The sequence below is a fragment of the Actinoplanes ianthinogenes genome (assembly GCF_018324205.1).
GTDB classification, from domain to species: domain Bacteria; phylum Actinomycetota; class Actinomycetes; order Mycobacteriales; family Micromonosporaceae; genus Actinoplanes; species Actinoplanes ianthinogenes.
In genome coordinates this window covers 7418860-7443142 of record NZ_AP023356.1, presented here as the reverse complement: position 1 = coordinate 7443142, position 24283 = coordinate 7418860, and the positions used below count along the sequence as shown (strand labels likewise).

The following is a 24283-nucleotide window of genomic DNA, read 5'->3' as shown; positions in this document are numbered from 1 at the left end:
CGAGGGCAAGCCGGTTCCGATTGGGTATCACCGTGGCGGGACCCCTCCGCTCAGGGGTGGACCATGGACCCTTCCCACTCCCCGGTCGGCGGCACGGCGATGCAGACCACCCGGCGGTCGAAGTCCCACGACGCCCGGGTCGGATAGACGTAGAGCACCCGGGCGTTCGCGAACTTCCCGACCGCGTACCTCTTCAGGTCCTTGCCGCAGCGGTCGCCGGCGGTCTCGTCGGCCTCGGTGTCGCCCGGGTAGGCGCCCGCCGGGAACGTCCAGATGTCGTAGACCTCGCCGCCGTGCGACTGCGAGCACAGCTCCACGGTGAACGACTCGGCGCTGCCGTCCGGGTCGACGTAGCTGAGGCAGTCGCCCAGCTGGAGGTCCTCGACGTCACGACGACCGGGACCGGAGGTGCTGCCGGTCCGGACCGGCGCGGTGGCCGTCGCGGCGGGCGGGCGGCCGGCCGCCGGCGGCTCGTCGCCGTCGTCGTCGTCGTCGACGAGGATGGCGGTGACGCCGATCAGGAGATAGAGCGAGGCGACGCTCAACGCTCCGATGGCCAGGCCCCGGCCGCGCTCGCCGCGCTTCGCGATCTGCGACAGGGCGACGAAGCCGAGGATGACACCGAGCGGGAGGGCGCCGATGGCCGCGAAGAAGAGCGCGGCGATGGCGGCGTTGTTGATCTCGCGCTTGGGGGCGGGACCGTACATCGGGTATGCCGGGTGGATCGGCGGCGGATATCCGGTGGGCGGATAGGGCTGGCCCGGATAGGGCTGATGCCCCGGGTAGGTGGCGGGCGGATAGGCACCATAGGGCGACGGGTAGGCCGGACCTCCCGGCGGCGGGTAGGCCGGGCCGCCGGGAGCCGGGTAGGCCGGACCACCCGGCGGCGGATAGGCCGGGCCGCCGGGAGCCGGGTAGGCCGCCGGCGGCGGGGCGCTGTACATCGGGGGCGGAGCCTGCGGGTCGTGCGGCGGCGGCGCGGGCGCCGGGCCGGGCACCTGGTGCGGCGGCCCGGGGAAGTCCTGGTTCACGCCGGGACGCTAACCCACCGATCGATCATCGCGCACACCCATATCGGCGACCGCCGCACGGGCGGTCACCGAGCGGTAGGCGTACCAGATCAGGGCGACGGCGCCGGCGCTGAAGACCGTGTTGCCGATCAGGTCGACGGCGACCGCGGCGGCACCGACCGGAGACTGGGCGAACGAGTGCCAGGCGTAGGTGAGCAGCGCGCCGGCCCCGATCGCCAGCCGGTGCAGGTCGGACCAGCCCTGTTTCGCCGACCAGCGGGCCAGCAGGGTGAGGTAGACGACGATGTCCACCGCCCAGAGCGCCACGCCCGCCCCGACCGGCAGGTTCACCAGGTCCAGGGTCGGTCCCTGGAAGAAGGCGCCGGCGACCAGGGTGGCGATCAGCACGACCCGGGCGCTCGGCGCGACGCCGGGGCGGGGCCGGAAGGTGATCCGCAGCAGCAACCCGGCCGCGACGAGCAGGGCGATGATGATCCCGGTGGCGGTGAACTGGCCGGCCGTCGCGGTGTACGGCCACTCCGACATGGTGATCGCCGTGCTGATCGCGGCGCCGAGCAGGAACAGCGCCCCGGTCACGATCAGTCCGGTACGCCCCAGCCACGGCGTGGTCCGCCGCTCGCCGGCGATCACCTCCATCATCATGATCGACGCGCTGATGCTCCAGAACACGTGGATGCCGAGCACGTAAATGGTCCACGGGACGGCAATCCCGAGCGCCGGGATGAACCCGTCCACCAGCAGGTGCTCGTCGGCGTAGTTCGGGTTGAACAGCGACTGGGTGGTCAGCCCCTCCTCCACCACGGCGAAGGCCAGCGCCAGGATGACCATGTTCGGCCAGCCCAGCCCGCGGCGGCGGACGACCTCCCGGATCAGCAGCGCCCCGCCGCCGTAGAGCGGCGCCAGCGCGAACACCGCCGGCAGCAGGATGATCGGCAGGTTGCCCAGCAGGAACTCCCCGACCAGCGGCGCCAGGAAGACCAATCCGACGGACAGCCGGACGCCGGGAGTGATGCGCTTTCTCATGCCTCGACTACACCGCTCCCGGCACCCATCGACCCCGGTCGAACATCACGGATCGCCGATGACAAATGTCAGGCGAGCCGGGCCTCCAGGCGGGCCCGGCAGTGCGGCCACTCCGAGGCGATGATCGAGTACATCGCGGAGTCGCGCAGCCGGCCCTCCTCCCCCGGCGCCCAGGACTTCGACCAGCACCGCAGGACGCCCTCGAAGCTCGCACCGATCCGCTCGATGGCGGCTCGCGAGCGGGCGTTGCGGGCATCCGTCTTGAGGTCCACCCGGATCGCGTTCCACCGCTCGAAGGCGTGCCGCAGCAGCAGGAACTTCGCCTCGGTGTTGATCCCGCTCCGCTGCGCCGACGCGCCCAGCCAGGTGAAGCCGATCTCGACCGCGCACAGCTCGTCCCGGTCCGGCCAGGGGCGGGGATCCCACAGGCCGGTCACCCCCACGGCCCGGCCCGTCTTCTTGCCGACCTGAGCGTACGGCTTCAGCACGCCCGCCTCGGCCCGCGCCAGCTGGGCGTCCAGGTATTCGTCCAGCTCCGCCGCGGTCGGCACCCAGGTGTACCGGTACGACGAACGGTCCTCCTCGGCGGCGACCGCCAGGTCGGCGGCGTGCCGCCGGTCCAGCGGCTCCAGCCGGACCAGGCGGCCGTCCAGCACCGGGGCGTCGAGGTTGGTGAGCAGCACGGCAGGGCTCCTTCTCGCGGCTTGCCCGGCACACGACGCGCCGGACCCGGTCATCACCCGGGGCACCCCACCCACGGTGGAGGGTTGCCGGCCAGCGAGCCGGGGCTTCGCGCTGGCGCTCATGACCTGGCCGCCACCCTAACAGCCGCGCTCTCCACAGGGGACGCGCGATGCGGTGCCCACGCGGCGGACCGGCGATGCGGGGACCGTGCTCGTCGCGTACCGAAAATGTCAGTGACCGCGATGACGGGCCCGCGATCGCGCGCGGCGGACCTCTCGCCGATGCTCCTCGCGGGCCTCCCGGCGCTCCCGGCCCTGCCGTGCCGACTCCTGTTTGTGCTGCTCCATGGCCTTCTTGACGGCTTCCTGGGCGGCCGTGCTGGGCCGGGCCTCGGCTGCCGCGCGGGCCGCGGCCCGGGCCAGCCGCTTCGGGTTGCCCGGCGTGGACTTTCCCGGCCCGGCGGTGGCCGCGGGGCTGCGCTGCGCGCGGGCGAGCAGCTCACCGCCGTGCCGGAGCAGGAACTGGTAGAGCTCGGCGTCGGTCGGCTCGGCGCCGAACACGTGCCGGACCGCCCGGACCCGGTCGCCGTCCGGGATCTCCAGCACCGCGACCCAGAACGGGCCCTCGAAAAACAGCGTCGTCGTCGCCATCGTGTCTCCTGTGCGCAGGCAGCAAGTGTCCTGCGCCGGACAACCGATCAGGTCGCTGATCGGCCGGAGACGGGCCGTCCACGAGGGACGACGCCCCGACTACCAACGGGGCGGTGTTTTCGCGCCCCGCCAGGATAACGGGTCAGGCACTGAAGGACTCCTGGCCGACCACGCGGAGCAGGTCGAGGTGGTCGGCGGTGGGGCTGCCGGGCGGGGCGGTCAGCAGGATCAGGCGCTGGTCCTCGGTCGGGGTCAGCAGCGTCTCGAAGTCGAGCTCCAGGAGCCCGACCGTCGGATGCTGGACGCGGAGCCGGCTGGTGCGACGGACCGCGACCTCGTGCCGGTCCCAGATCTCGGTGAACTCCGGGCTGCTCTCCCGCAGGCGCTGGACCAGCGCGGCGGCGATCGGGTCGTTGCCCCGGCGGGCGACGGCGGCGCGCAGGTCGGCGACGTGCAGACGACCGGCGTAGTCGTGGTCCTCCGGCGGGACCGCGGCGCGCATCCGGCCGTCGTTGAACCAGCGCCACACCAGGTTGTGGTCCTGCTCGTGGTCGTGCGGGCCGGTCGGGCAGATGCCGCCGAACAGGGTCTCGGCCAGCGCGTTCTGGGCGAGCAGGTCGCCGAGGTCGCTGACGATCTGGGCCGGGACCCGGGTCAGCTGGTCGAGCAGGATCCGCAGCCCGGGGCGCACGTGGGTGCCGGCGAGCCGGCCGGCCGGCGGCCGATGCCCGGCCAGCAGGTAGAGATGGTCGCGCTCGTCCTCGGACAGGCGCAGGGCGTGTGCCAGGGCGCGCAGCATCTGGGTGGACGGCTGCGGGCTGCGCGCCTGCTCAAGCCGCATCAGGTAGTCGGCGGACATGCCGGTCAGCAGGGCGAGCTCCTCGCGGCGCAGCCCCGGGGTGCGCCGGCGCGGGCCGGCCGGCAGGCCGACGTCGGCCGGGCGGAGGCGTTCCCGGCAGCGGCGGAGGAAGTCGGCGAGTTCGCGGCGGTCCATGGCACCCATCCTGGCCCGGCCGCCGGGCGGTAGCCAAGGATCCCGGATCCTAGCCAGAACGCTCCGCTGCACAGCGGCCGCCGGGCGTAGCACCCTGGCCGCAGGCAATCGTCCAGGAGGGTGGGCAACGATGAAGGCGATCGTTTTCGAGAGCTTCGGTGGACCCGAGGTGCTGCGGCTGACCGAGACCGCGGTGCCGGAGCCCGGTCCCGGGCAGGTGCGGATCCGGGTCCGCGCGTCCGGGCTGAACCAGCTCGACTTCAAGATCCGCTCGGGGGTGATGCAGGCGGTGTTCCCGACCACGTTCCCGGCCGTCCCGGGCGTGGAGGTGGCCGGCGTGGTCGACGCGGTCGGCCCGGACGTCACCGGGACGGCCGTCGGCGACGAGGTGATCGCGCTGACCGACACCGGCGGCTACGCCGAGTTCGCCCTGGCCACCGCGGTCGCGCCCAAGCCGGCCGGGCTGACCTGGGAGGAGGCGGCGGCGCTGCCGGTGGCCGGCGAGACGGCGCTGCGGGTGCTGGACCTGCTCGGCGTCAAGGAGGGCGAGACGCTGCTGGTGCACGGGGCCGCGGGCGCGGTGGGCACGGTCGCCGTGCAACTCGCGGTGGCGGCCGGGGCCACGGTGATCGGGACCGCTTCGCCGGAGAATCACGATTACCTGCGGTCGCTGGGCGTGACCCCCCTTTCGTACGCCGAGAGCCTCGTCCCCGCGGTGCGCGCGACAGCGCCGCACGGCGTGGACGCGGTGTTCGACGCCGCGGGGCAGGGCGCGCTGCCGGCGTCGATCGAGCTGCGCGGCGGTACCACCGACCGCATCGTCACGATCGCCGACCCGGCCGCCCGGGATCTGGGGGTGACCTTCTCGGGCGGCTCCGCGGACACCGCCGGGGCACTCGCCGAGATCGCCCGGCTGGCCGGCGCGGGCGCGCTGCGGCTCACGGTGGCGGAGACGTTCCCGCTGGCCGAGGCGGGCCGGGCGCAGGAACGCAGCGCGACCGGCCACACCCGCGGCAAGCTCGTCCTGGTCCTGTGATCATGGGTTGATGGATGCCGACGCGTTCGAGGCCGGGCAGCGGGCCCGCGAGTACTTCCACGGGCTCACCGTGCTGCCCGGCGCGTGGACGGTGCTGCGACTGGACGGGCGGGGGTTCTCCCGGTTCACCGAGCGGCACTTCGGCAAACCGTTCGACGAGCGGTTCGCCGATCACATGGTGTCGACGGCGGAGACGCTGCTGGGCGAGCTGGGCGGGCGGTATGCGTACACCGAGAGCGACGAGGTCTCGGTGCTGTTCGATCCCGGCTTCGAGCTGTTCGGGCGCGGTGTGGAGAAACTCGTCTCGGTGTCGGCCGGGCTGGCCAGTGCCACGTTCAGCCTGGCCGCCGGCGAGGCGGCGCACTTCGACTCGCGGGTGTGGCTCGGGACCGGGGTGGGTGACGTGGTCGACTACTTCTCCTGGCGGCAGGCGGACGCGGCGCGGTGCGCGCTGAACGGGTGGTGCTACTGGACGCTGCGGCAGGCCGGGAAGTCGCGGCGGGAGGCGACCCGGGAGCTGGACGGGACGACCACGGCGGACAAGAACGAGCTGCTCTACCGGCACGGGATCAACTTCACCGAGTTGCCGGCCTGGCAGCGGCGCGGCGTCGGCTTGTGGTGGGAGACCGCACCGCACACCGGGCACGATCCGATCCGGGACGTCGCGGTGACCACCGAGCGCCGGCGGATCCGGGTGGAGCGGGAGCTGCCGATGAAGGACGCCTATCGGGCGCTCATCGAGAGGATCGCCACGACGCGGTGAGCTCGATCCGCTGCTGCCAGCGGTGGACGTTCGGGGACTCGGGGCCGCTCGCCCGGGCCAGGGCGAGCATCGAGTGGCACTTGGCCAGCATGGCGGCGTGCCGGGCGGCCCAGGCGGGGCGCCGGCCGTAACCGGCGAACAGGGCGTCCAGCTCGCCGGCGGCGTCCGGGTGATGCATCCGGACGATCCATTCGCACCATGCCAGATCCTCGATCGGGTCGCCGTCGTGCGCCCACTCCCAGTCGAGGACCGCGGTGGTGGCGAAGGTGACCGGGTCGAACAGCATGTTGTTCGGCCCGTAGTCGCCGTGCACGCCGCCGGCCACGGCCCGGATGTGCGCCAGGGTCCGCCCGCACGAGGAGAGCACCGCGGCGGCGTGCCCGGCGTCGATCAGGTCCTGGCCGTGGGCGCCCGGGACCAGACGGGTCCACAGCTCGCCGGGCGGCGCGGCGACCAGGGCCGGCACCGGCACGCCGGCGGCGGCCATCCGGGCCAGTGCGCGACTCTCCGTGGCGCGGCGGAGGTCGGCGTCCGGACCCTGGAAGCGCTTGATGACCACGTCGCCGTCGCTGCGCGTGTCATTGGTGTACCCATGCTTCATGAGCTGCGGTTTCAACTTTCTGGTTGACAACGCGTACGGGTCGGTCTAGCTTATGTTTCAACCGATTAGTTGAAATGAGGAGCGCGATGCCGGCGGATGAGTTGTCCCGGGTCTTCGCCGCCCTGGCCGACCCGACGCGCCGCGACATGGTGGCCCGGCTGTCCGGTGGCGACGCGACGGTCAACCAGCTCGCCGAGCCGTATTCCATGTCGCTCCAGGCGGTCTACAAGCATCTCAAGGTGCTGGAGGAGGCCGGCCTGGTCACCCGCCCGCCGGGCCCGCAGCCCCGGTCGGTGCGGCTGGAGCGGGACGTCTTCGACGGGATCGGTGGCTGGATCGAGCAGTACCGGCGCCGGGCCGAGGCCCGCTACCAGCGCCTGGACGCGGTGTTGAAATCCATGAACGATCAGGAGGGATGAGCACGATGACCGAGGCACAGATCGAAGCCGACAAGGACCTGCCGATCATCCGGATCACCCGCGACTTCGCGGCGACCCCGGAGCAGTTGCTCCGCGCGCACACCGATCCCGAGCTGTTCGCCCAGTGGTGCGGCCCGGACTCGACCACCACCCGGATCGAGCGCTGGGATGCCCGCTCCGGCGGCGAGTGGCGTTACAAGGCGGTCCGCGGCGACGACGAGTTCGGCTTCCGCGGCTGCTTCCACCAGGTCGGCCCGGACCGGATCGTCCAGACCTTCACCTTCGAGGGCGCGCCGGACGGCGTCGCCCTGGAGACGCTGACCTTCGAGGACCTGGGCGACGGCCGGACCCGCCTGCACGCGCAGTCGCTCGTGGACAGCTTCGAGGGCCGTGACGCGTGGCTCAAGAGCGGCATGGAGACCGGCGTCAACGAGGGCTACGCCAAGCTCGACGGCCTGCTCGCCAAAGGCGCGCTCTGACCACCGAGGAGGACCCGTGGGCACCGTGATCCTGCACAGCGTGATGTCGGTGGACGGCTTCATCGCCGACGACAAGGACGGCGTCGGCCCCCTGCACGACTGGTACTTCAGCGGGGACACGCCGATCCTCGACGAGGCGAGCCGCTTCCGGGTCTCCGCCGCCTCGGCGGCCTACGTCCGCCCGATGTGGGCGTCGATCGGCACGATCGTCATCGGGCGGCACCTCTTCGACCTGACGAATGGCTGGGAGGGGAAGCCGCCCGCCGGCGATCACGTGGTCGTGGTGTCCCACCGGCCCAAGCCCGAGGGCTGGCATCCCGAGGCGTCGTATCACTTCGCCGGCGACGTGGCGACGGCCATCGCCAAGGCCCGGGAGCTGGCCGGCGAGCGGACGGTGGCGGTGAACGCGGGCGACGTCGGCGGCCAGGCACTCGCGGCAGGACTCGTCGACGAGGTGGCGATCGACGTGGTGCCGGTGGTGTTCGGGTCGGGCAAACGCTTCTTCGGCGCCGTCGACAGCCAGCACCTCCTGGACGATCCGCACGTGGTGATCCAGGGCGACCGGGTGCTGCACCTGGCTTACCGGGTACGCCGCTGACCCTGCTCCGGGCTGGTCCTGATGGCCCTGTTCCCGCGCCCGATAGGGCCGTCAGCTCCAGCCAACGCCGCCCGGCTGGAGCTGACGGCCCTATCCCCGGGCTCGATAGGGCGTTCAGCTCCAGCCAACGCCGCCCGGCTGGAGCTGACGGCCCTGCCCCCGGGCTCGATAGGGCGTTCAGCTCCAGCCAACGCCGCCCGGCTGGACCTGACGGCCCTGCCCCCGGGCTCGATAGGGCGTTCAGCTCCAGCCGGCTCTGGCCGGCTGCCTGTGGATCGGCTGTCCACAGGGCTGAGCGGTGCGGGGTGGAACCTCGCGATCCTGGCGGGATGTCTCCTGTCGCTCGCATTCCCGCAGCCCTGACCACGGCACCGTTCCGGGGGTCGTCCGCCGTGACAAGCGGCCTGCTCAGCCCGAAGATGCTGCGTGGTCACGCCTGGCAGCGTCTCCTCCCGGATGTCTACGCCCACCGGGATCTGCCCGTCGATCATCAGGTGTGGTGCTCGGCGGTGAGCCTGATCCTTCCCCGCCACGCGGCGATCGGTGGTCCCAGCGCCGCCCATCTGTGGGGCGCCGGCCTGGTGCGTTCCGAGCCACCGGTGTCGGTGGTGACGTCGCGGGACAAGTGGATGCACAAGCATCCCCGGCTCCGGATCCACCACACCACACTGGCACCGGGCGACCTCACCGAACTCGGTGGAATCGCGGTGACGACACCGGAACGGACCGCGTTCGACCTGGGCCGCCGGCTTTCGCGGACCGACGGGGTGGTGCTGATCGATGCGATGATCCACGCGGGCCGGCTCGACGCGAACGCGGTCATCGACCTGGCCCGGCAGCGAGCATGGTGGCCGCGGATCGGACACCTGCGGAACGTGATGAGCCTGACGGACGGGCGAGCCGAGTCGCCGATGGAGACACGTCTGCGGCTGTTGCTGCACGACGGCGGTGTGCCACGACCCGAACCCCAATTCGAGGTACGGGACGATCGCGGACTGTTGGTCGCCCGGGTCGATCTCGGCTGGCCGGCGGCCCGCCTCGCCGTCGAGTACGAAGGGGACCATCACCGGGATCAGAGCCAGTTCCGCCGGGACATCACGCGGACGCACAACCTGCAACGCCACGGGTGGACGGTGATGCGCTTCGGTGCGGACGACGTCCTCCGTTGCCCGCACGACACCGTTCTGGCCGTCGCCACCGAGCTGGCCAGACGTCGCTGAAAGTCCGGGCTGGCTCTCACGGCCCTATCCCACGCCCGGATAGGGCCACCAGCTCCAGCCCGCTCTGCCCAGCTGGCCCTCACGGCCCTATCCCGCGCACGGATTGGGCCACCAAGGCCAGCCCGCTCTGCCCGGCTGGCCCTCACGGCCCTAACCCACGTACGGATAGGGCCACCAAGGCCAGCCCGCTCTACCCGGCTGGCTCCCACGGCCCTAACCCACGCACGGATAGGGCCACCACGGCCAGCCCGCACTGCCCGGCTGGCCCTCACGGCCCTAACCCACGCACGGGTAGGGCCACCAAGGCCAGCCCGCTCTACCCGGCTGGCCCTCACGGCCCTACCCCACGACCGGGTAGGGCCACCAGGGCCAGCCCGCACTGCCCGGCTGGTCGTCACGGCCCTAACCCACGCACGGATAGGGCCACCAGGGCCAGCCCGCTCTGCCCGGCTGGTCGTCACGGCCCTATCCCACGTACGGATAGGGCCGCCAGGGCCGGCTTGGCGGGACTGGTGCTCTGGGCGTACGGGAAGAGGTGGTGACGACGAGCGGCGCGGACCGTGAGAAATAAGGCCACAGGGGTCAGGTGGGTGGGAACAGGGAGTCGAAGACGGCGGCGCGGTCGAAGGACATGGCGTGGGCGCGGGCCCGGGCCTCCATGGCGCGTTTCTCGTCGTCGGGCATGTCCAGGATCACCCGGTCGATGGCGTCGGCCAGGGCGTTGATGTCGCCGGCCTCGACGATGACGGCGGTGTCACCGACCGCTTCGCCGGTGCCGCCGGTCCGGGTGGTGATGATCGGGCCGCCGCCGGCCAGCATCTTCTCGGCCAGGGCGATGCCGAAGGTCTCGACGAAGTCCGGTTCCGGCTTGGTGGGCAGGGCGTAGGCGGCGCAGCCCGCCATCAGCAGCGGCTTCTCGTCGTCGTCCACGTCGGAGAGGAAGATGATCCGGTCATCCTCCTTGGCCATCGCGCGGACGTGCTCCAGCGCCGGCCCGGTGCCCGCGATCACCAGCGGGACCTCGTCCCGGCACCGCATCTGCCCGTACGCGATGACCAGGTCGTAGATGCCCTTGGCCCGCGCCACCCGGGACAGGAAGAGCAGGTACTTCCCGCGCTTGAGGCCACGCCTGGCCAGCGCCTCCTCGATCTTCTCGTCGTCCAGGCCGAGGAACGCGGACGAGTCGATCGGCGGGTAGCTGACCGTCACCCGCTCGCGGCACTGCTGGGCGAACGTGGTGCCGCAGTGCGCGTCCACCTCCTCGGCCGAGGCGATGATCTCGTCCTTGGTGTACTCCGAGACCGCGGTCACCTCGTCGCTGGCCAGGAACGTGGTGAGCAGCACCGTCGCGGCGCCGAAGCGGCCCTCGCGCAGGCAGGAGCGGATCACGTTGGTGACGTCCGAGCCGACCGCCTTGGCGATGGTGTGCACCTGCGGGTCGAAGCCGGCGGCGCGAGCCGCGGTGACCGCGTCGTTGACCACCTGGGTGTGCGGGACCAGGTACATCGACAGGCACACCGTCGGCACGCCGTCGCTGAGCAGCTCGACGAGACGGCCGGTGAGCCCGGCCAGATGGCGGCCGTCCGGCACCCGGTAGTCGCCGACCGCCTCGGGGCGTTCGACGGTGATGCCCTCGCTGTAAGGCAGCAGCCGGTCGAGTGGCTTGAGCGGCAGGCCGGCCGCCTGCAACGTGGGGATCGGCCAGGTGAGCAGGCGGACGTCGTCGAAACCCCGGGTCAGGGCCACTTCGGCGAGGTTGCGCGCTTCACCCGAGTGTCCGCAGATAACCGGGTCGGCACGGACCGCGATCACGAGTCTCCGAGTAGGACGGCTCATGGTCATTCCTTTTCAGGGGTGAAAGGAGTGGGACGGCGGGCGGGTCCCGTGTCCCCAGGTCGAGGGTTCGGAGCCGAGCCGCAGATGCAGCCGGCCCCCGCGATGCACGTCGGCCGCGGAGAGGTGCGCCGCGTGCAGCGGTTTGCCGTTGAGGGTGGCGGATTGGACGTACTGGACGGGCGGGTCGGCGTCGATGCCGTCCACGCCGATCGGCGAGTCGCGATGCCCGCTCGTCTCGATGACGAACTCCTCGTCGCCGACCCGCAGCGCGGACCGGGCGAACGCGGGCGTGTTCACCAGGAACAGGCTCTGCCCGGCGACCGGGAACAGGCCCAGCGACGCCCAGACGTACCAGGCGCTCAGGCCGCCCGAGTCGTCATTGCCCGGCAGGCCACCCGGGCCGGTGCCGAACTGCCAGGTCAGCGCGGAGTGCACGACCTCGGCGGTGCGATCGGGCCGGCCGGCGTAGTGGTACGCCCAGGGCGCCTCCATGTCCGGCTCGTTGTTCAGCCCCTCGAACCGGTTGAGGGCGTACCCGAGGGCCATCTCGGCCGGCAGCGGGCTGGTCCCGGGCTGCTTGACCGGCTCGGCGCCGTAGCCGAAGAACCGGTCGAGCTTGTCGATGAAGCCCCGGTCGCCGCCGGCCAGCTCGATCCGTGCGGCCATGTCGTGCAGCAGCCGGAACGAGTAGTTCCACTTACCGCCCTCGTAGAACTCCGAGTCGCGCAGCAGGCCGTTGACCGGGTCGAACGCGTTCACCCACTGGTGGCCGCGGCGTTCCAGGTCGTCGGCGAGGCGGCTGTCGTTCAGCGCGCGGGCCAGTTTGGCGGTGCAGTGGTGGGCGTACGCCAGATCGAGCGTGTGGGTGATCGGGTGCACGACGCCGTGCTCGAAGAAGTCCTCGCCGTACATCCGGCGCAGGTCGTCGACCATGTGCACGAGCGCCCAGCCCCAGTCGACGCCGCCCCGGCCGAGGGCGTGCGCGTCGGCGATCGCGGTGTGCGCCAGCGCGGACGCCTGCCGGAAGAACCGGTCGGCGCCGCGGGCCATCCGGTAGCCGATCGGGAAGTTGCCCTCCTCCTCGCAGACCCGGATCAGCGATTCGAGCAGGTCCATGGCCCGGTCCGGGGCGATCGCCTGGAGCAGCGGGATCTGCGTCTTGTAGATGTCCCACATGGTGCAGATGTCGAAGGCGTACGGGCCGGAGTTGGGCCAGAACGGGCTCTCGTCGTCGGCGAAGCACGGCTTGATCAGCGAGTGGTACAGCGCGGTCGCCATCACCGTGCGCCGGGCCGGGGTGCCGCCGTCGATCTGCACCCGGTCGAGGTGGTCCCGCCAGCGGTGCCGGGTCCGCGCGCGGACCTGCTCGAAGGCCGGCACCACCGCGCCGCACTCCCGGCGCAGGTTCTCCCGGGCCTGCTCGCAGCCGCGCAGCGAGAAACCCATCCGGACCTCGATGGTCTGCCCGGCGCGGGCCGAGCCCATGAACAGCATGCCGAACGGACGCAGCGTGGTGTTCCGGATGCTGTCGAAGTCGAGGCGGGTGCCGCCCGGGATGAGGCGCCGGTCGTACCAGAGCATCTGCCGCCAGCCGGGAGTGTCCGCCTCCAGGTAGACGGAGAGCGGCACGCCCTCCATCACCACCGTCCCCTGGGCGCAGCCGTGGCCCATGCTCTCCACCTGGGCGCGCAGCGGCACCGTGCGGCCCAGGTCGATCGCCAGGCCGCCGCAGGACAGGTCGAGGACGACCCGGGCGCTGTGGTGGTCCGGGAAGGTGTACCGGTGCACGGCCACCTTCTCCCCCACGGTGATCTCGCAGCGCACCCCGGTGTCCAGGTTGGCGGCGTAGTAGCCGGGCTCGGCGCGCTCGTCGTGCAGCGCCCAGCTCTGCCCGAGATCGTCCAGCGGCTGGACCATCGGGGTGACCCGCACGTAGTTGTAGTACTTGCGGATCGCGCCGGTGCCGGACTGCTGGAAATGGGTGAAGCCGGAGGCCTGGGTACGCGTGAACATCTCCTCGGGCACGCCCTCGGTGTTCTTCGCGTACCGGCCGTAACCGGTCGGGTAGGCGCCCGAATAGGCGCAGGCCGACACCATGCCCAGGGGCGAGGTGGCGCCCGGGTGGGTGTTGCCCACCTGCGGCTTGGGCCACCACCAAGTGGCGGCCAGACCGAGTGCGCGAGGCAGGTCGGTCGCCGCGGTGCCGATGAAGGGATCAACGTTGTCCAGGATGGCGGGACTCTAACCGGCCGGAGGCCCCCCTGTGGTTTCAATCAGGTGAACTGCGCCAGAGAGGTGACACAAACCCCGTTGATCAACATCTCCTGGAACTCTTCCGGGGGACGCGGCGGGCTGAAGAAATAGCCCTGTACGGCGGGGCAGCCGGCGGCTTGCAGAGCGGTCCAGTCGGCGGGCTCCTCGACCCCCTCGGCGATCGTCGACATGCCCAGCGACTGGGCCAGCCAGAGCACCGCCGAGATGATCGACGCCTTGCGCTGGTCCTCGGCGAGACCGGCGACGAACGAGCGGTCCAGCTTCACGATGTCGGCCGGGACCGACTTGAGCCAGGTGAGCGAGCTGTAGCCGGTGCCGAAGTCGTCCAGCGCGATGCGTACGCCGAGCCGCTTGAGGGTCGCCAGCCGCTCGGAGACATCGACGGTCGAGGCCAGCAGCGCGGTCTCGGTGATCTCCAGGACCAGCCGGGACGGGTCCAGCGCCGGGTACTGGCCGAGCAGGTCGGCCAGCGCCGGCACGAAGTCCGGCTCGGCGAGCTGGCGCGGGCTGACGTTGACCGACACGTAGCCCAGGTGGCCGGACCAGTAGATCAGGTGCTCGATCGCGGAGCGCAGCACGTGCTGGCCGAGCGGCACGATCATGCCGGTCTCCTCGGCCGCGCCGATGAAGTGGTACGGGCTGAGGATCCGCCCGTCCGGCGTCCGCATCCGGACCAGCGCCTCGGCCCCGATGATCTGCCCGGTGACGGTCGAGACCACCGGCTGGAACCAGAGCGGCAGCGTCCACGGCAGGTGCCCGGCCAGCGCCTGCCGGAGCCGGGCCTCGGCGGCCAGCCGCTCGTGCACCGACACCCGCATGTCCTCGGCGAACACCTCCAGCCGGTTGCCGCCGGCCCGCTTGGCCGCGTACATCGCGGTGTCCGCGGCCAGCACCACGTCGTCGGCGTGCTCGGCGCCGTGCTCGGCGGCGACCCCGATGCTGACCGAGACCGGCAGCTGGTTGCCGAGCACCTCGAGCGGCTCGCTCATCGAGGCGAGGATCTCCTGACCCAGCCGCAGCCCGCCGGCGGCCTCGCCGGCCACCGCGGCGACGAACTCGTCGCCGCCGAGCCGGGCCAGCAGCGCGCCGGGCGGCACCACCGACGAGAGCCGGGCCGCCAGGGCGCGCAGCACGTCGTCGCCGGCGGCGTGGCCGGAGCCGTCGTTCACCGACTTGAACCGGTCCACGTCCAGGTAGATCACGCTGACCGGGGCCTTGCCGGCCAGCAGCTCGGCCAGGTCGTGCTCGAACGCCTTGCGGGACAGCAGCCCGGTCAGCGAGTCGTGCCGGACCTGGCGGCGCAGCTCGGCCTCGTGGTTGCGGGACTTGGTGATGTCCATGCAGTGCGCGAAGACGAACCGCAGGCGGCCCTTCTTGTCGTACAGCGGGGTGCTGTGGACCTGCACCCAGATCAGCTGACCGTCATCGGTGCGCCGGTACTGCCGGACCATGGTGAGCGGGTCCGGGGAGGCGACCGCCTGGTCGAACGCCTTGGTGTCCTCACCGATCGGGATCAGCGGCAGATCGCGTACGGTGAATCCGGCCGGAAGGTCGTCGGGCAGCCGCAACCACTCGCGGTACGCGGCGTTGCTGCGCAGCAGCAGCCCGTCCGGGGCGAACATGGCCATCGGCACCGGCGTCTCGTCGAAGGCGACGCTGAGCTGGGCCTGGCTCTCCTCCAGGTTGTCCTGGGCACGGCGCTCCTCGGCCTCGGTCAGTCCCCACTGCACCACCTGGAAACCGGCCGCGAGCAGCACCGCGAAGCCGTGCAGCGCGGCCCAGACCAGCGGGTGCGCCTTGGCCGAGGAGTGGTCGTAGGTGTGCCCGCCGATCAGCACCCCGAACACGCCGTGGTGCAGGGTGGTGGCGACCAGGAACGCGCCGAACGGCGCCCAGTCCCGGTACAGGGCGAGCGCGGCGACCGCGACGAAGAACGCGAAGTGCGCCTCGGTCAGACCGTTGCTGAGCGAGACGAAACCGGCGCAGGCGACGGTGAAGCCGAGCGCGACGCAGACCGAGCGCAGCCGGCGGTTCGGCAGCAGGGTGGCGGCCACCACGCAGGGCAGCACCAGCAGGTCGGTCCAGAGCAGGGTCACGGCGTCGCCGGGGCCGAGCGCCCCGAACACGGTCACCACGACCACCACCACGGCGAGGATCACGGTCAGCAGGCGATGCCGTGCCGTCCAGTCCTCGTCCCGCAGCTTGCCGCCGGTCGGCAGCCACCTCAGCCAGGTACCCACGACCGCTTGATCGGCCTGTACCCGGAATTATCCAGCCGGGGACGGTAGCTACTCAGGAGCGCAGCACGGCCGCGAGCCCGGTCACGAACCGGTCGACGTCCTCGGTCGTGCTGCCCAGTCCGAAGCTGGCCCGGAGCAGGCCGGCGCCGGCCACCCCACACGTGTCCGATTTATCAGCATTTGTCAGGCGGCGCACCAGTGGATGCGCACAGAACTGACCGGCCCGCACCCCGATACCGTGCTCCCGCCCCAGCCGGTGCGCCACCTGCGCCGGATCGTGCCCGGGCAGCGCGAGCGAGACGATCCCGACCCGAGGATGCTCCGGCCCGAAAACGCTCACCTCCCGCGCTCCGCCGATCGACCGCAGCCCGTCCCGCAGCCGCTCCAGCAACTCCTGCTCATGCCGGTGCAGCGCGTCCCGGTCCGCCACCAGCAGGGCGCCGCAGACCGCGGCGAGCGCCACCGCGCCGAGCAGGTTCGGGGTGCCGCCCTCGTGCCGGGCCGGACCGTCGGCCCAGGTCAGCTCGCCGGGCAGGGAGCCGACCGTGGCGCTGGCGCCGCCGCCGCGCAGGTACGGGTCGGCCGCGTCCAGCCAGTCCGAGCGGCCGGCCAGGACGCCGGAGCCGAACGGGGCGTACAGCTTGTGGCCGGAGAACGCCAGGTAGTCGGCGCCGAGCTCGTCGAGGTCGACCGGGGCGTGCGGGGCGAGCTGGGCGGCGTCGACGATCACCCGGGCGCCGTAGGTGTGCGCGACGTCGGCGAGCTCCCGGACCGGCCAGATCTCGCCGGTCACGTTGCTGGCGCCGGTGATGGCGAGCACCGCCGGCGTCCGCAGGTCCCGCAGAACGGACTTCAGCGCATTTATCGCGAAATATGGTGAACTCGGGGTGGGAATCCGCAGCGGGTTCGGCCACGGCAGCAGGTTCGCGTGGTGCTCCCCGTCGAACAGGATCGTGGTCGTTCCCGCCGGCAACGCCCGGGCCAGCAGGTTGAGCGCATCCGTGGTGTTCCGCGTGAAGATCACCTGGTCGCCGGGGCGGGCGCCGACGAACTCGGCCACCACGTCCCGGGCCACCTCATAGGCCACGGTCGAGGTCTGCGAGCGCACCCCGGTCCCGCGGTGCACGCTGCCGTACCGCGGCAGCAGCTCGGCCACCGCGTCCGCCGCGGCCGAGACGCACGGCGCGGACGCGGCGTAGTCGAGGTGCGCGAAGCGCACGGTCTCGCCGCTGGGAAGCTCGGTCTTCAGGTCGTCGCCGACGATGTCGAGAGCCGACATGGCATGCCTCCGGAGAGGTCAGGGACCCCACCGGGCCCGCGCTTGCCGTCGTCGGTCGACGCCGGCCCGGTCCTCACCCGGGGCACCCCATCGCGAACGCAAGGGTTGCCGGTCAGCGAGCCGGGGCTTGTCGCTGACACTCATGACCTGCCGACGAAGTTAGCAGATCTCACAGACCCGTGCCATATCCCAGTCAGCCAGTAGAGATTAGGGTCGGAGGATGACCAGTTTCGAACAGCAGTGGGCACGGTGGCACGACGAGCACGAGCAGCGGCGGGCCGCGCCGCACGGGTTCCTGGCGATCACCGGGCTCCACTGGCTGACCGAGACGCCGCAGCGGTTCCCCGGCGTGCCGGGCGAGTGGCACGCCGAGCCGGACGCGATCGTGGCCGCCCTGGAGTCCGGCGAGCGGCGCTTCCCAGCCGGTCAGGACACCACACTGGAGCACGGTGACCTGGCGATCGAGGTCGCCTGGCGCGGCGGCCACGGCGTGCTGCGCCCCCGCGACCCCGCCCACGAGACCCGGGTCCGATACCTCGGCACTCCCGCATACACCCCCGACGAGAAATGGGCGGTGCCCGGCCGGTTCGTCCCGTTCGACGAGCCGAAGCCGGTGACCGTCGGCTCGGTCGTCGAGGGACTGGAGCACGTCTACGAGTCCCCGGGCCGGATCGAGTTCACCATCGGCGGCCAGGACCTCTCGCTGACCGCCTTCAACGGCGGCACGCCGGGCGCGCTGTTCGTGCTGTTCACCGACGGCACCTCGGGGATCACCACCTACCCGGCCAACCGCAGCCTCAGCGTCGCCGCGCCCGGCCCGGACGGATCGGTGATCGTCGACTTCAACCGTGCCACCAACCTGCCGTGCGCGTACACCGAGTTCGCCACCTGCCCGCTGCCCCCGGCCGAGAACCGGCTGCCCGTCTCCGTCGAAGCGGGCGAGCAACTACCCCGGTGAGCCGCTAGGTTCGGCAGATGGAGGAACTGCTCGCGCCACTGGAAGCGCTGATCGGCATCCATTCCACCGCCGACCGGCCCGGTGAGCTGCACCGGGCCCTCGGCCTGGTGCTCGACCTGCTCGGCCCCGGGTTCGAGATCCGCCGCTTCGAGTCCGGCGGCAAGCCGAGCGCCCTGGTCACCCACCCGGACCGGCCCGGCCGCCCGCGGGTCATCCTCAACGCCCACCTCGACGTCGTCCCCGGCACTCCCGATCAGTTCCGGGCGCATCGGGACGGCGACCGCCTCTACGGCCGGGGCGCCCACGACATGAAGGCGGCCGCCCTGGTCCTGGCCACCGTCTTTCGCGAGCTGGCCGGCCGGCTGCCCTACCCGATCGCGTTGCAGCTGGTCACCGACGAGGAGATGGGCGGTTTCGACGGCACCGGCCACCAGCTGGAGGCGGGCGTCCGCGGCGACTTCGTGATCATCGGCGAGCAGAGCGGGCTGCGCGTGGTCACCGAGTCCAAGGGCCTGGTCCGCGCTCGCCTGATCGCTCCCGGTCAGGCCGCGCACGCCGCCTATCCGTGGCTCGGCTCCAACGCCCTGCTCACGCTGATGTCCGCCATCGAGAAGCTGCTCGGCCGCTATCCGCTGCCCACCGCGGAAGCCTGGGCCACAACGGTCAACGTGGCCCGCATCGAAACCACCAACGAGGCCGTCAACCAGGTGCCCGCCGACGCCACCGCCTGGCTCGACATCCGCTGCCCGCCGGAGGACACGGACTTCGCCGCCCGCTCACCCGCTCAGATCGAGGCGCACCTGCGCCAGGTCACCGGCTCGACGGTGGAAGTGCTGGTGGAGGCGGTCGGCACACCGCACCGGGCGGACCCGGACAGCGCCGGGGTGCGCGCCCTGCGGGAGGCGATCCAGACCGTCGGCCACCCCGGATCGCTGCTGCGCAAACACGGCGCCGCCGACAGCCGCTTCTATTTCCCGCTCGGCATCGACGCGGTCATTTTCGGTCCCACCGGCGACGGCCAGCACGGCCCGTCGGAATACCTGGAGATCAGCTCCCTGCGCCCCTACCACGACGCCCTGAGCGCATTCCTGCAATCAACTTCCCTTTTCGATACGCCCGGCGCCCCCTCCCCAACCGCACCACGCCCGCCCCGTCCGTAACCGCGAGGCGGTCCCCGGCCCGGACCGCCCGGCGACCGCCGGGCGTGCCCGGTGGCCGAGGTCCCGGGTCGTCAGGCAGCGGCGGGGAGGGCGAGCAGGTGCTCGATGCGGCCGGTGACGGCCCGCAGGTAGGGTCCGCGATCCGCGTCCACCAGGGCGTTCCACGAGCAGGGCCCGTGCCGATGCAGCACCTCGGCATACCGAGCCGCCGGATCGACCCGCAGACCGGACGGCCCCACCGTCTGATCGGCATAGGTCAGCGCGTCCGCCAGCACCGTCCGCTCGTCGGGGTACGCCGCGAGCAGCTCACTGAGCCCCCGCGCCGCGGCCACGAACCGGGCCCCGGAGTGATAGGCCACCAGCCCCGCGACCCGCACCGGCCACCCGTGGCGGGTCAGATGGTCCGCCCCGTCCAGCGGGTGGAACCCGGTCACCACCGTCGGCTCGGCGTACCCGATGTCGTGCAGCCACGCGGCCGCGGTGAGCAGGTCGCCGTCGACCCCCAGCGGCCCGGCCAGCTCGGCCGCCCGCGCGGCGACACCCCGGGTGTGCAGCCACCGATTCCCCATGTCCCCGATCAGCGACGCGGCCACCTGCCGCGCCGCGACGGTCAGCGGACCCGCCGGGAGGGCAACCGACGAGGCGCGCTCGTGCGGGCCGCGGACCAGGCTGATGACCGTCATGGCCGGATCGTAGGCACCGGATGGTTAACAACAGCCGAACTCGGCATGAGCACCCCCTGAATCCGCGATCTGGCACCCCGCGGGTTCCCGTATCCGGATACCGGCCCGTTCGTACCGCTCGATATCAGCCGAACGGATCTTGGCCGTCGGCCATAGAGCTGGTTGGATCTTCAGGTTTCCGCTGTAACCGACGTTAGGTCTCCCATGAGCGATGCGCCCAAACCCGGGCGTCACCGGATGAGTTCCCCCTGGTTGAAGCGGCACCGCAAGCGCCTGATCGGCGGCGCGGTCGTCTTGCTCTCGCTCACCCCGCTGGTGTTCATGAACACCGCGGGCGCGGCGACGGCGCTGCCGCCACAGCCGGGCAACTTCACCGGGTACGGCTTCGACGCCTGCACCGCCCCGTCCAGCGAGACCATGGACGTCTGGCTGAGGACGTCGCCGTACCGGGCCGCCGGCATCTACATCGGCGGGGTCAGCCGCGGCTGCGCCCAGCCGAACCTGACCGCCGACTGGGTCCGTGAGCAGGTCAACCGCGGCTGGCGGCTGTTCCCGCTCTACGTGGGGCCGCAGGCCAGCTGCACCAAGGCCACCAAGAAGAACCTGATCGACAACAGCGCCGCGGCGTCGCAGGGCACCGCCGCCGCGACCGACGCGGTCAACCAGGCGCGGGCGCTCGGGCTCTCCCAGCAGAGCGTGCTGATCTACGACATGGAGGCGTACGACAGCACCGACGCCACCTGCAAGGCCGGCGTGCTGGCGTTCATGGGCGCGTGGAGCGCCCGGCTGCACGACCTCGGCTACTTCTCCGGGTACTACAGCAGCGCCGGATCCGGCATCGCCGACCAGGTCGCGGTCTACAACAAGCCCGGATACGTACGGCCGGACTACGTCGACTTCGCCCGCTGGGACACGAAGGCCACGACCAGCGACGCGGTGATCCCGTCCGGGTACTGGTCGCCGAACCGGCGGATGAAGCAGTTCGTCGGCGGTCACGTCGAGACGTTCGGCGGCGTGTCGATCAACATCGACAGCGACTACCTGGACTTCCGCCTCCTGCCCGGGGCGACGCGCTCGGACTGGACCCGCAACGGCTGGTCCGACGTGGTGGCGCTGACCAAGAGCACCGGCAACCTGTTCGCCTACCCGGGCAACGGCAGCTACGTCACGGACAGCCAGCGGATGTCCATCGCCGGCAGCAAGGGCGGCATGGACCAGCTGGTCCGGATGGACCTGAACCGCGACGGCATCCCCGACCTGATCACCCGGCACAGGAAGACCGGCGCGGTCTACCTGTACCCCGGCCTCAGCAACGGGAAGCTCGGCACCCGCAAGCAGCTCTACAAGGACCAGCGCAAACTCCGCGAGTTCACCGCGATCGGCGACTTCAACCGGGACGGTTACCAGGACCTGCTCGCGCAGCAGATCAGCAACGGCGACCTCTACCTGTACCCGGGCGTGAAGGGCGCCAAGTTCGGCACCCGCAAGATCGTCGCCTACGGCAACTGGAGCGACCGCACCGAGTTCACCGGCGCCGGTGACTTCAACCGGGACGGTTACCAGGACCTGGTGGTCAAGGAGATCAAGACCGGCGCCCTGTACCTGTACCGCGGCAAGTCCGGCGGCTTCCAGGCCCGGGTGAAGATCGGTTCGGCGTCCGGCCTGCGCGACGTGCTCGGCGCCGGCGACTTCGACCGGGACGGCTACACCGACCTGATCGCCGTCCAGGCCAGCACCGGTCACCTGTTCCTGGCCCGCGGCAACGGCAAGACCCTGTCCGCCTGGGTCCGGATCAGCACCGGCTACAAGGGCCGTTCGCCGCTCCTCTGACGACCGCTGCGACGGCGCCGGGTCTCCCCGGCGCCGTCACAAACGCTTTACGGTACGCCCTCAGCCGTCCCGCCCGGCGCGGCGGCGGGCGAGGTGCGCCATGATGTCGGCATTCACCTCGACGCGCTCCGGCAACGCCCGCAGGATCCGCTCGAACGCCTGCTCCCGGACCTCGGCCGGCAGCTCGAGATAGGCCGAGATCGTGGCGAGATGCCCGACGTAATCGGACGCGCTCATCACGAACCGCCGCTCGATCCGATGCTGCTGAACGTCGGTGAACCAGGCGGACTCCAGCAGCTCCGTCCCCGGCCACTGCATCGCGTTCTCCGGCGGCGTACCGTCCGGCGACGGCACGTCGTCCCGGTCCAGGAACGGCGCCCGGGCCGTGGCGACGGCCCGCTCCACCTCCGGATCCGTCAGCAGGAACGGCCCGCCGAACGAGGCGAACACCCCACCCGGCTCCAGCAGCCCCGCCACCCGCTCCCAGCGCCCCTCCGGCACCGTCCAGTGCAGCGCGGCCGCCGCGTACACCAGGTCATAGCGCTCCCCCGCCGGCAGCTCCTCGAACGCCGCCCGCACCGTCCTGACGTCCACATGCTTCCGCAACTCGGCCAGCATCGCCGCATCCGGTTCGGTGGCGGTCACCGCCACCCCCCGCTCCGCGAAGAGTCGCGTCGCCTTCCCCGTCCCGGCCCCGATCTCCAGCCCCCGCCGCAGCGGCCGCCCCGCATACCCGGCCACCAGGTCGAACAGCTCCCCGGGATACCCCGGCCGAAACCGCTCGTAAGCCGCCGCCACCGCCCCGAAACTCAACGCCCGCTCCGTCACGCCGCGCATCCTGACACGCCCCACCCCACACCGCCCGCCATTTCCCTTCCGCGTCAGCACGGTGGCCGTCATCGGGATCACCCGAGGAAATCTGTGCGGACGCGTTCGCGCCTCACCCGTTTCTCCCACTGGCAGCCGGCCGGCGCCGCATCACCGCACCAGCGCCCCGCACGCTGTCGGACCAGTAATTACGATCCGACTGCGGACGCTCGCATTCATCGAGTGACGCACGGGCGAGGGGCATCGGCGGCTCGGTGGGTGGCCTGCCTTGAGCCGGGATTCAGCCCGGATGCGGCGTCGCGGTCCGGGGTGGCCGCGGCCTGGCGTGGCTCGGCGGGGCTGTGGGCTGGGCGTACAAAATGGGTTTTGTCATGGGGAATGGGTCCAGTAAAGCGCGAGATAGACGCCGTATGTCGTGGATATCGCGGTCAGGAACAGCAGGGCGGCGATCACCGTGCGGCGGTGGGCGGCCCCGAGGGCGGTGGCGATCGGGAGCAGTAACGGGAAAGCGGGCATCAGGAGGCGGCCTTTGGCGTGGTAATAGCCGTCGCCGAAAACGACCATGGCGATGATGACCAGGGCGTAGACGGCCAGGGGCCAGGCCTGGCGGTTCGCGGAGAGGGCGAAGAAGAGGGCGATGGCGGCCAGCAGGACCAGGGTGCACATGACGTAGGCCAGCTGGGACGGTTTCGCGAGCAGGTCGCGGGCCATGGACAGGGTGTAGGAACCGTTGTCGTAGCTCATTTTCCACGCGTCTTTCTGGACGTGGAAATAGCCGTCGGCGCGGCCCAGGCGATGTCCTACCCAGATGATGTATCCGGCGAAGCCGAGCGGGGCCATCAATCCGGCCGCCCAGGGGCGCCAGCGGTCGTGGCGGCGGAGGATCGCGGCCAGGGCGGCTATCCCGACGGCGGCGGCCAGGGCGGCGCCGGTCGGGCGGGTGAGGCCGGCGAGGGCGCAGAGCAGGCCGGCGGTGAGCCAGTGGCGGCGGAGCACGGCGAACAGTGACCAGGCGGCGAGCGCGGTGAACAGCGTCTCGGTGTAGCCCATCGACTCGACGAGGCCGTGCGGGAGGACGGCCCAGAGAGCGGCGAGCAGCACGCCGGCGCGACGGCTGCGCAGGTGCGTGCCGATCGCGAACAGGCCCCAGGCCGCGGCGAGGCCGGCCAGCCAGGCGACCGCGATCCCGGCCAGGTGCGCGTCGCCCGGCAGGATCCGGTCGGCGAGCGCGATCAGGCCCGGGTAGAGCGGGAAGAACGCCAGGTTCGTGGTGGCGAGCGAACCGTCCGGGTTGAGCGGGATGGCCGTGTCGTAGCCGCGGGTGGCGATGCCGACGTACCAGTTGGCGTCGTAGCGACCGAGAAGGAACCCCATCCCGCGATGCTTCGCGGCGGCGAAATACCAGAGCGTGAGCAGCCCGGCGGCCCGCAGCAGGGCGTATCCGGCCAGGGCCGGCCAGGCCGCACGGAGACCGACCCGGCGGCGCGGCGCCGGATAGCTGACCGATGCTGACGGTACGTCCTCGGCCGCGGCCCGGGGTGCGGGAATCCACGTCAGGTCGGCGGTGACCGGCCGTTCCCTGAGTCTCACTACTGACAAGCCGCACTCCCGCCCTCGACCGAGGCTGGCGAGACTACCCACTGCGGGTGGCAAAGAAAGTGCTGGTCAGAGGGTTTTCACAGGATCCTGGACGGCCG

Annotated in this window: 22 protein-coding genes and 2 riboswitches; of the genes, 9 read left to right on the top strand and 13 right to left on the bottom strand. The window is 71.6% G+C overall.

From position 1 onward, the window contains the following. Window positions 1–50: 50 nt before the first annotated feature. The 5 genes from Aiant_RS33675 to Aiant_RS33655 form a co-directional block, all read right to left on the bottom strand. Window positions 51–1031: a DUF4190 domain-containing protein gene (locus tag Aiant_RS33675; protein ID WP_189332976.1), complete on the bottom strand. Its 981-nt coding sequence runs from the start codon at window positions 1029–1031 to the stop codon at window positions 51–53. Window positions 1032–1040: 9 nt separating this feature from the next. Then, on the bottom strand, window positions 1041–2054 hold the full coding sequence (locus Aiant_RS33670; RefSeq protein WP_189332975.1) for a hypothetical protein: 1014 nt from the start codon (window positions 2052–2054) through the stop codon (window positions 1041–1043). Between the two features lie 68 nt (window positions 2055–2122). Further along, window positions 2123–2737: a GNAT family N-acetyltransferase gene (locus Aiant_RS33665; protein ID WP_212846590.1), complete on the bottom strand. Its 615-nt coding sequence runs from the start codon at window positions 2735–2737 to the stop codon at window positions 2123–2125. 12 nt (window positions 2738–2749) lie between these two features. Continuing rightward, a riboswitch (SAM riboswitch) is annotated at window positions 2750–2864 on the bottom strand. 104 nt (window positions 2865–2968) lie between these two features. Continuing rightward, entirely contained in the window at window positions 2969–3388 is a 420-nt protein-coding gene (locus Aiant_RS33660; RefSeq protein WP_189332974.1) for a YjdF family protein, read from the bottom strand. 142 nt (window positions 3389–3530) lie between these two features. After that, a complete protein-coding gene (locus tag Aiant_RS33655) occupies window positions 3531–4382 on the bottom strand; it encodes a helix-turn-helix transcriptional regulator (RefSeq protein ID WP_212846589.1) in 852 nt (283 codons plus the stop codon). A 130-nt stretch (window positions 4383–4512) separates the two neighbouring features. Here Aiant_RS33655 and Aiant_RS33650 point away from each other — a divergent pair, with 130 nt between their 5' ends. Both Aiant_RS33650 and Aiant_RS33645 read left to right on the top strand, forming a co-directional pair. Then, complete coding sequence (locus Aiant_RS33650; RefSeq protein WP_189332972.1) at window positions 4513–5418, top strand: NADP-dependent oxidoreductase; 906 nt, start codon at window positions 4513–4515, stop codon at window positions 5416–5418. Window positions 5419–5428: 10 nt separating this feature from the next. Continuing rightward, entirely contained in the window at window positions 5429–6181 is a 753-nt protein-coding gene (locus tag Aiant_RS33645) for a tRNA(His) guanylyltransferase Thg1 family protein (protein ID WP_189332971.1), read from the top strand. On the opposite strand, the gene Aiant_RS33640 is transcribed toward Aiant_RS33645, so the two are convergent. Then, window positions 6153–6782, bottom strand: a complete 630-nt coding sequence (locus Aiant_RS33640) for a phosphotransferase (RefSeq protein ID WP_189332970.1) — start codon at window positions 6780–6782, stop codon at window positions 6153–6155. The genes Aiant_RS33645 and Aiant_RS33640 overlap by 29 nt on opposite strands. 86 nt (window positions 6783–6868) lie before the next feature. On the opposite strand from Aiant_RS33640, the gene Aiant_RS33635 reads away from it, so the two are divergent. The 4 genes from Aiant_RS33635 to Aiant_RS33620 all read left to right on the top strand — a co-directional run bounded on the left by Aiant_RS33635 (window position 6869) and on the right by Aiant_RS33620 (window position 9498). Beyond that, window positions 6869–7201 carry an ArsR/SmtB family transcription factor gene (locus Aiant_RS33635; RefSeq protein ID WP_189332969.1) on the top strand — a complete coding sequence of 111 codons (333 nt, stop codon included), beginning with the start codon at window positions 6869–6871 and terminating at the stop codon, window positions 7199–7201. A 5-nt stretch (window positions 7202–7206) separates the two neighbouring features. Continuing rightward, window positions 7207–7680, top strand: coding sequence for an SRPBCC family protein (locus Aiant_RS33630; protein ID WP_212846588.1), 474 nt, complete (start codon window positions 7207–7209; stop codon window positions 7678–7680). A 16-nt stretch (window positions 7681–7696) separates the two neighbouring features. After that, on the top strand, window positions 7697–8278 hold the full coding sequence (locus Aiant_RS33625; protein ID WP_189332967.1) for a dihydrofolate reductase family protein: 582 nt from the start codon (window positions 7697–7699) through the stop codon (window positions 8276–8278). Window positions 8279–8607: 329 nt separating this feature from the next. Further along, entirely contained in the window at window positions 8608–9498 is an 891-nt protein-coding gene (locus Aiant_RS33620) for a DUF559 domain-containing protein (RefSeq protein WP_189332966.1), read from the top strand. A 582-nt stretch (window positions 9499–10080) separates the two neighbouring features. Here Aiant_RS33620 and Aiant_RS33615 read toward each other — a convergent pair. The 4 genes from Aiant_RS33615 to Aiant_RS33600 all read right to left on the bottom strand — a co-directional run bounded on the left by Aiant_RS33615 (window position 10081) and on the right by Aiant_RS33600 (window position 17127). Next, window positions 10081–11334, bottom strand: coding sequence for a glycosyltransferase (locus Aiant_RS33615; protein WP_189332965.1), 1254 nt, complete (start codon window positions 11332–11334; stop codon window positions 10081–10083). Window positions 11335–11346: 12 nt separating this feature from the next. Beyond that, the gene (locus Aiant_RS33610; RefSeq protein WP_229830659.1) at window positions 11347–13503 is read right to left on the bottom strand and encodes a GH92 family glycosyl hydrolase; all 2157 of its coding nucleotides are present in this window, start codon (window positions 13501–13503) and stop codon (window positions 11347–11349) included. 104 nt (window positions 13504–13607) lie between these two features. Beyond that, on the bottom strand, window positions 13608–15848 hold the full coding sequence (locus Aiant_RS33605; RefSeq protein ID WP_189332964.1) for a putative bifunctional diguanylate cyclase/phosphodiesterase: 2241 nt from the start codon (window positions 15846–15848) through the stop codon (window positions 13608–13610). 52 nt (window positions 15849–15900) lie between these two features. Then, entirely contained in the window at window positions 15901–17127 is a 1227-nt protein-coding gene (locus tag Aiant_RS33600; protein ID WP_189332963.1) for an aminotransferase class V-fold PLP-dependent enzyme, read from the bottom strand. A 33-nt stretch (window positions 17128–17160) separates the two neighbouring features. Beyond that, window positions 17161–17275: riboswitch (SAM riboswitch) on the bottom strand. 72 nt (window positions 17276–17347) lie between these two features. Here Aiant_RS33600 and Aiant_RS33595 point away from each other — a divergent pair. Next, the gene (locus tag Aiant_RS33595; RefSeq protein WP_189332962.1) at window positions 17348–18085 is read left to right on the top strand and encodes a DUF1684 domain-containing protein; all 738 of its coding nucleotides are present in this window, start codon (window positions 17348–17350) and stop codon (window positions 18083–18085) included. 17 nt (window positions 18086–18102) lie between these two features. After that, a complete protein-coding gene (locus tag Aiant_RS33590; RefSeq protein WP_189332961.1) occupies window positions 18103–19245 on the top strand; it encodes a M20 family metallopeptidase in 1143 nt (380 codons plus the stop codon). A gap of 71 nt (window positions 19246–19316) precedes the next feature. Here Aiant_RS33590 and Aiant_RS33585 read toward each other — a convergent pair whose 3' ends face one another. After that, the gene (locus Aiant_RS33585; RefSeq protein WP_189332960.1) at window positions 19317–19928 is read right to left on the bottom strand and encodes an HD domain-containing protein; all 612 of its coding nucleotides are present in this window, start codon (window positions 19926–19928) and stop codon (window positions 19317–19319) included. Window positions 19929–20165: 237 nt separating this feature from the next. Between Aiant_RS33585 and Aiant_RS33580 the strand changes: the two genes are divergently transcribed. Further along, window positions 20166–21758 (top strand): glycoside hydrolase domain-containing protein, encoded by a 1593-nt coding sequence (locus Aiant_RS33580; protein ID WP_229830611.1) that lies wholly within the window; start codon window positions 20166–20168, stop codon window positions 21756–21758. Between the two features lie 60 nt (window positions 21759–21818). On the opposite strand, the gene Aiant_RS33575 is transcribed toward Aiant_RS33580, so the two are convergent. Both Aiant_RS33575 and Aiant_RS33570 read right to left on the bottom strand, forming a co-directional pair. Next, window positions 21819–22595: a class I SAM-dependent methyltransferase gene (locus Aiant_RS33575; RefSeq protein WP_189332958.1), complete on the bottom strand. Its 777-nt coding sequence runs from the start codon at window positions 22593–22595 to the stop codon at window positions 21819–21821. 360 nt (window positions 22596–22955) lie between these two features. Continuing rightward, window positions 22956–24185: a glycosyltransferase family 39 protein gene (locus Aiant_RS33570; RefSeq protein ID WP_189332957.1), complete on the bottom strand. Its 1230-nt coding sequence runs from the start codon at window positions 24183–24185 to the stop codon at window positions 22956–22958. Window positions 24186–24283 lie beyond the last annotated feature (98 nt).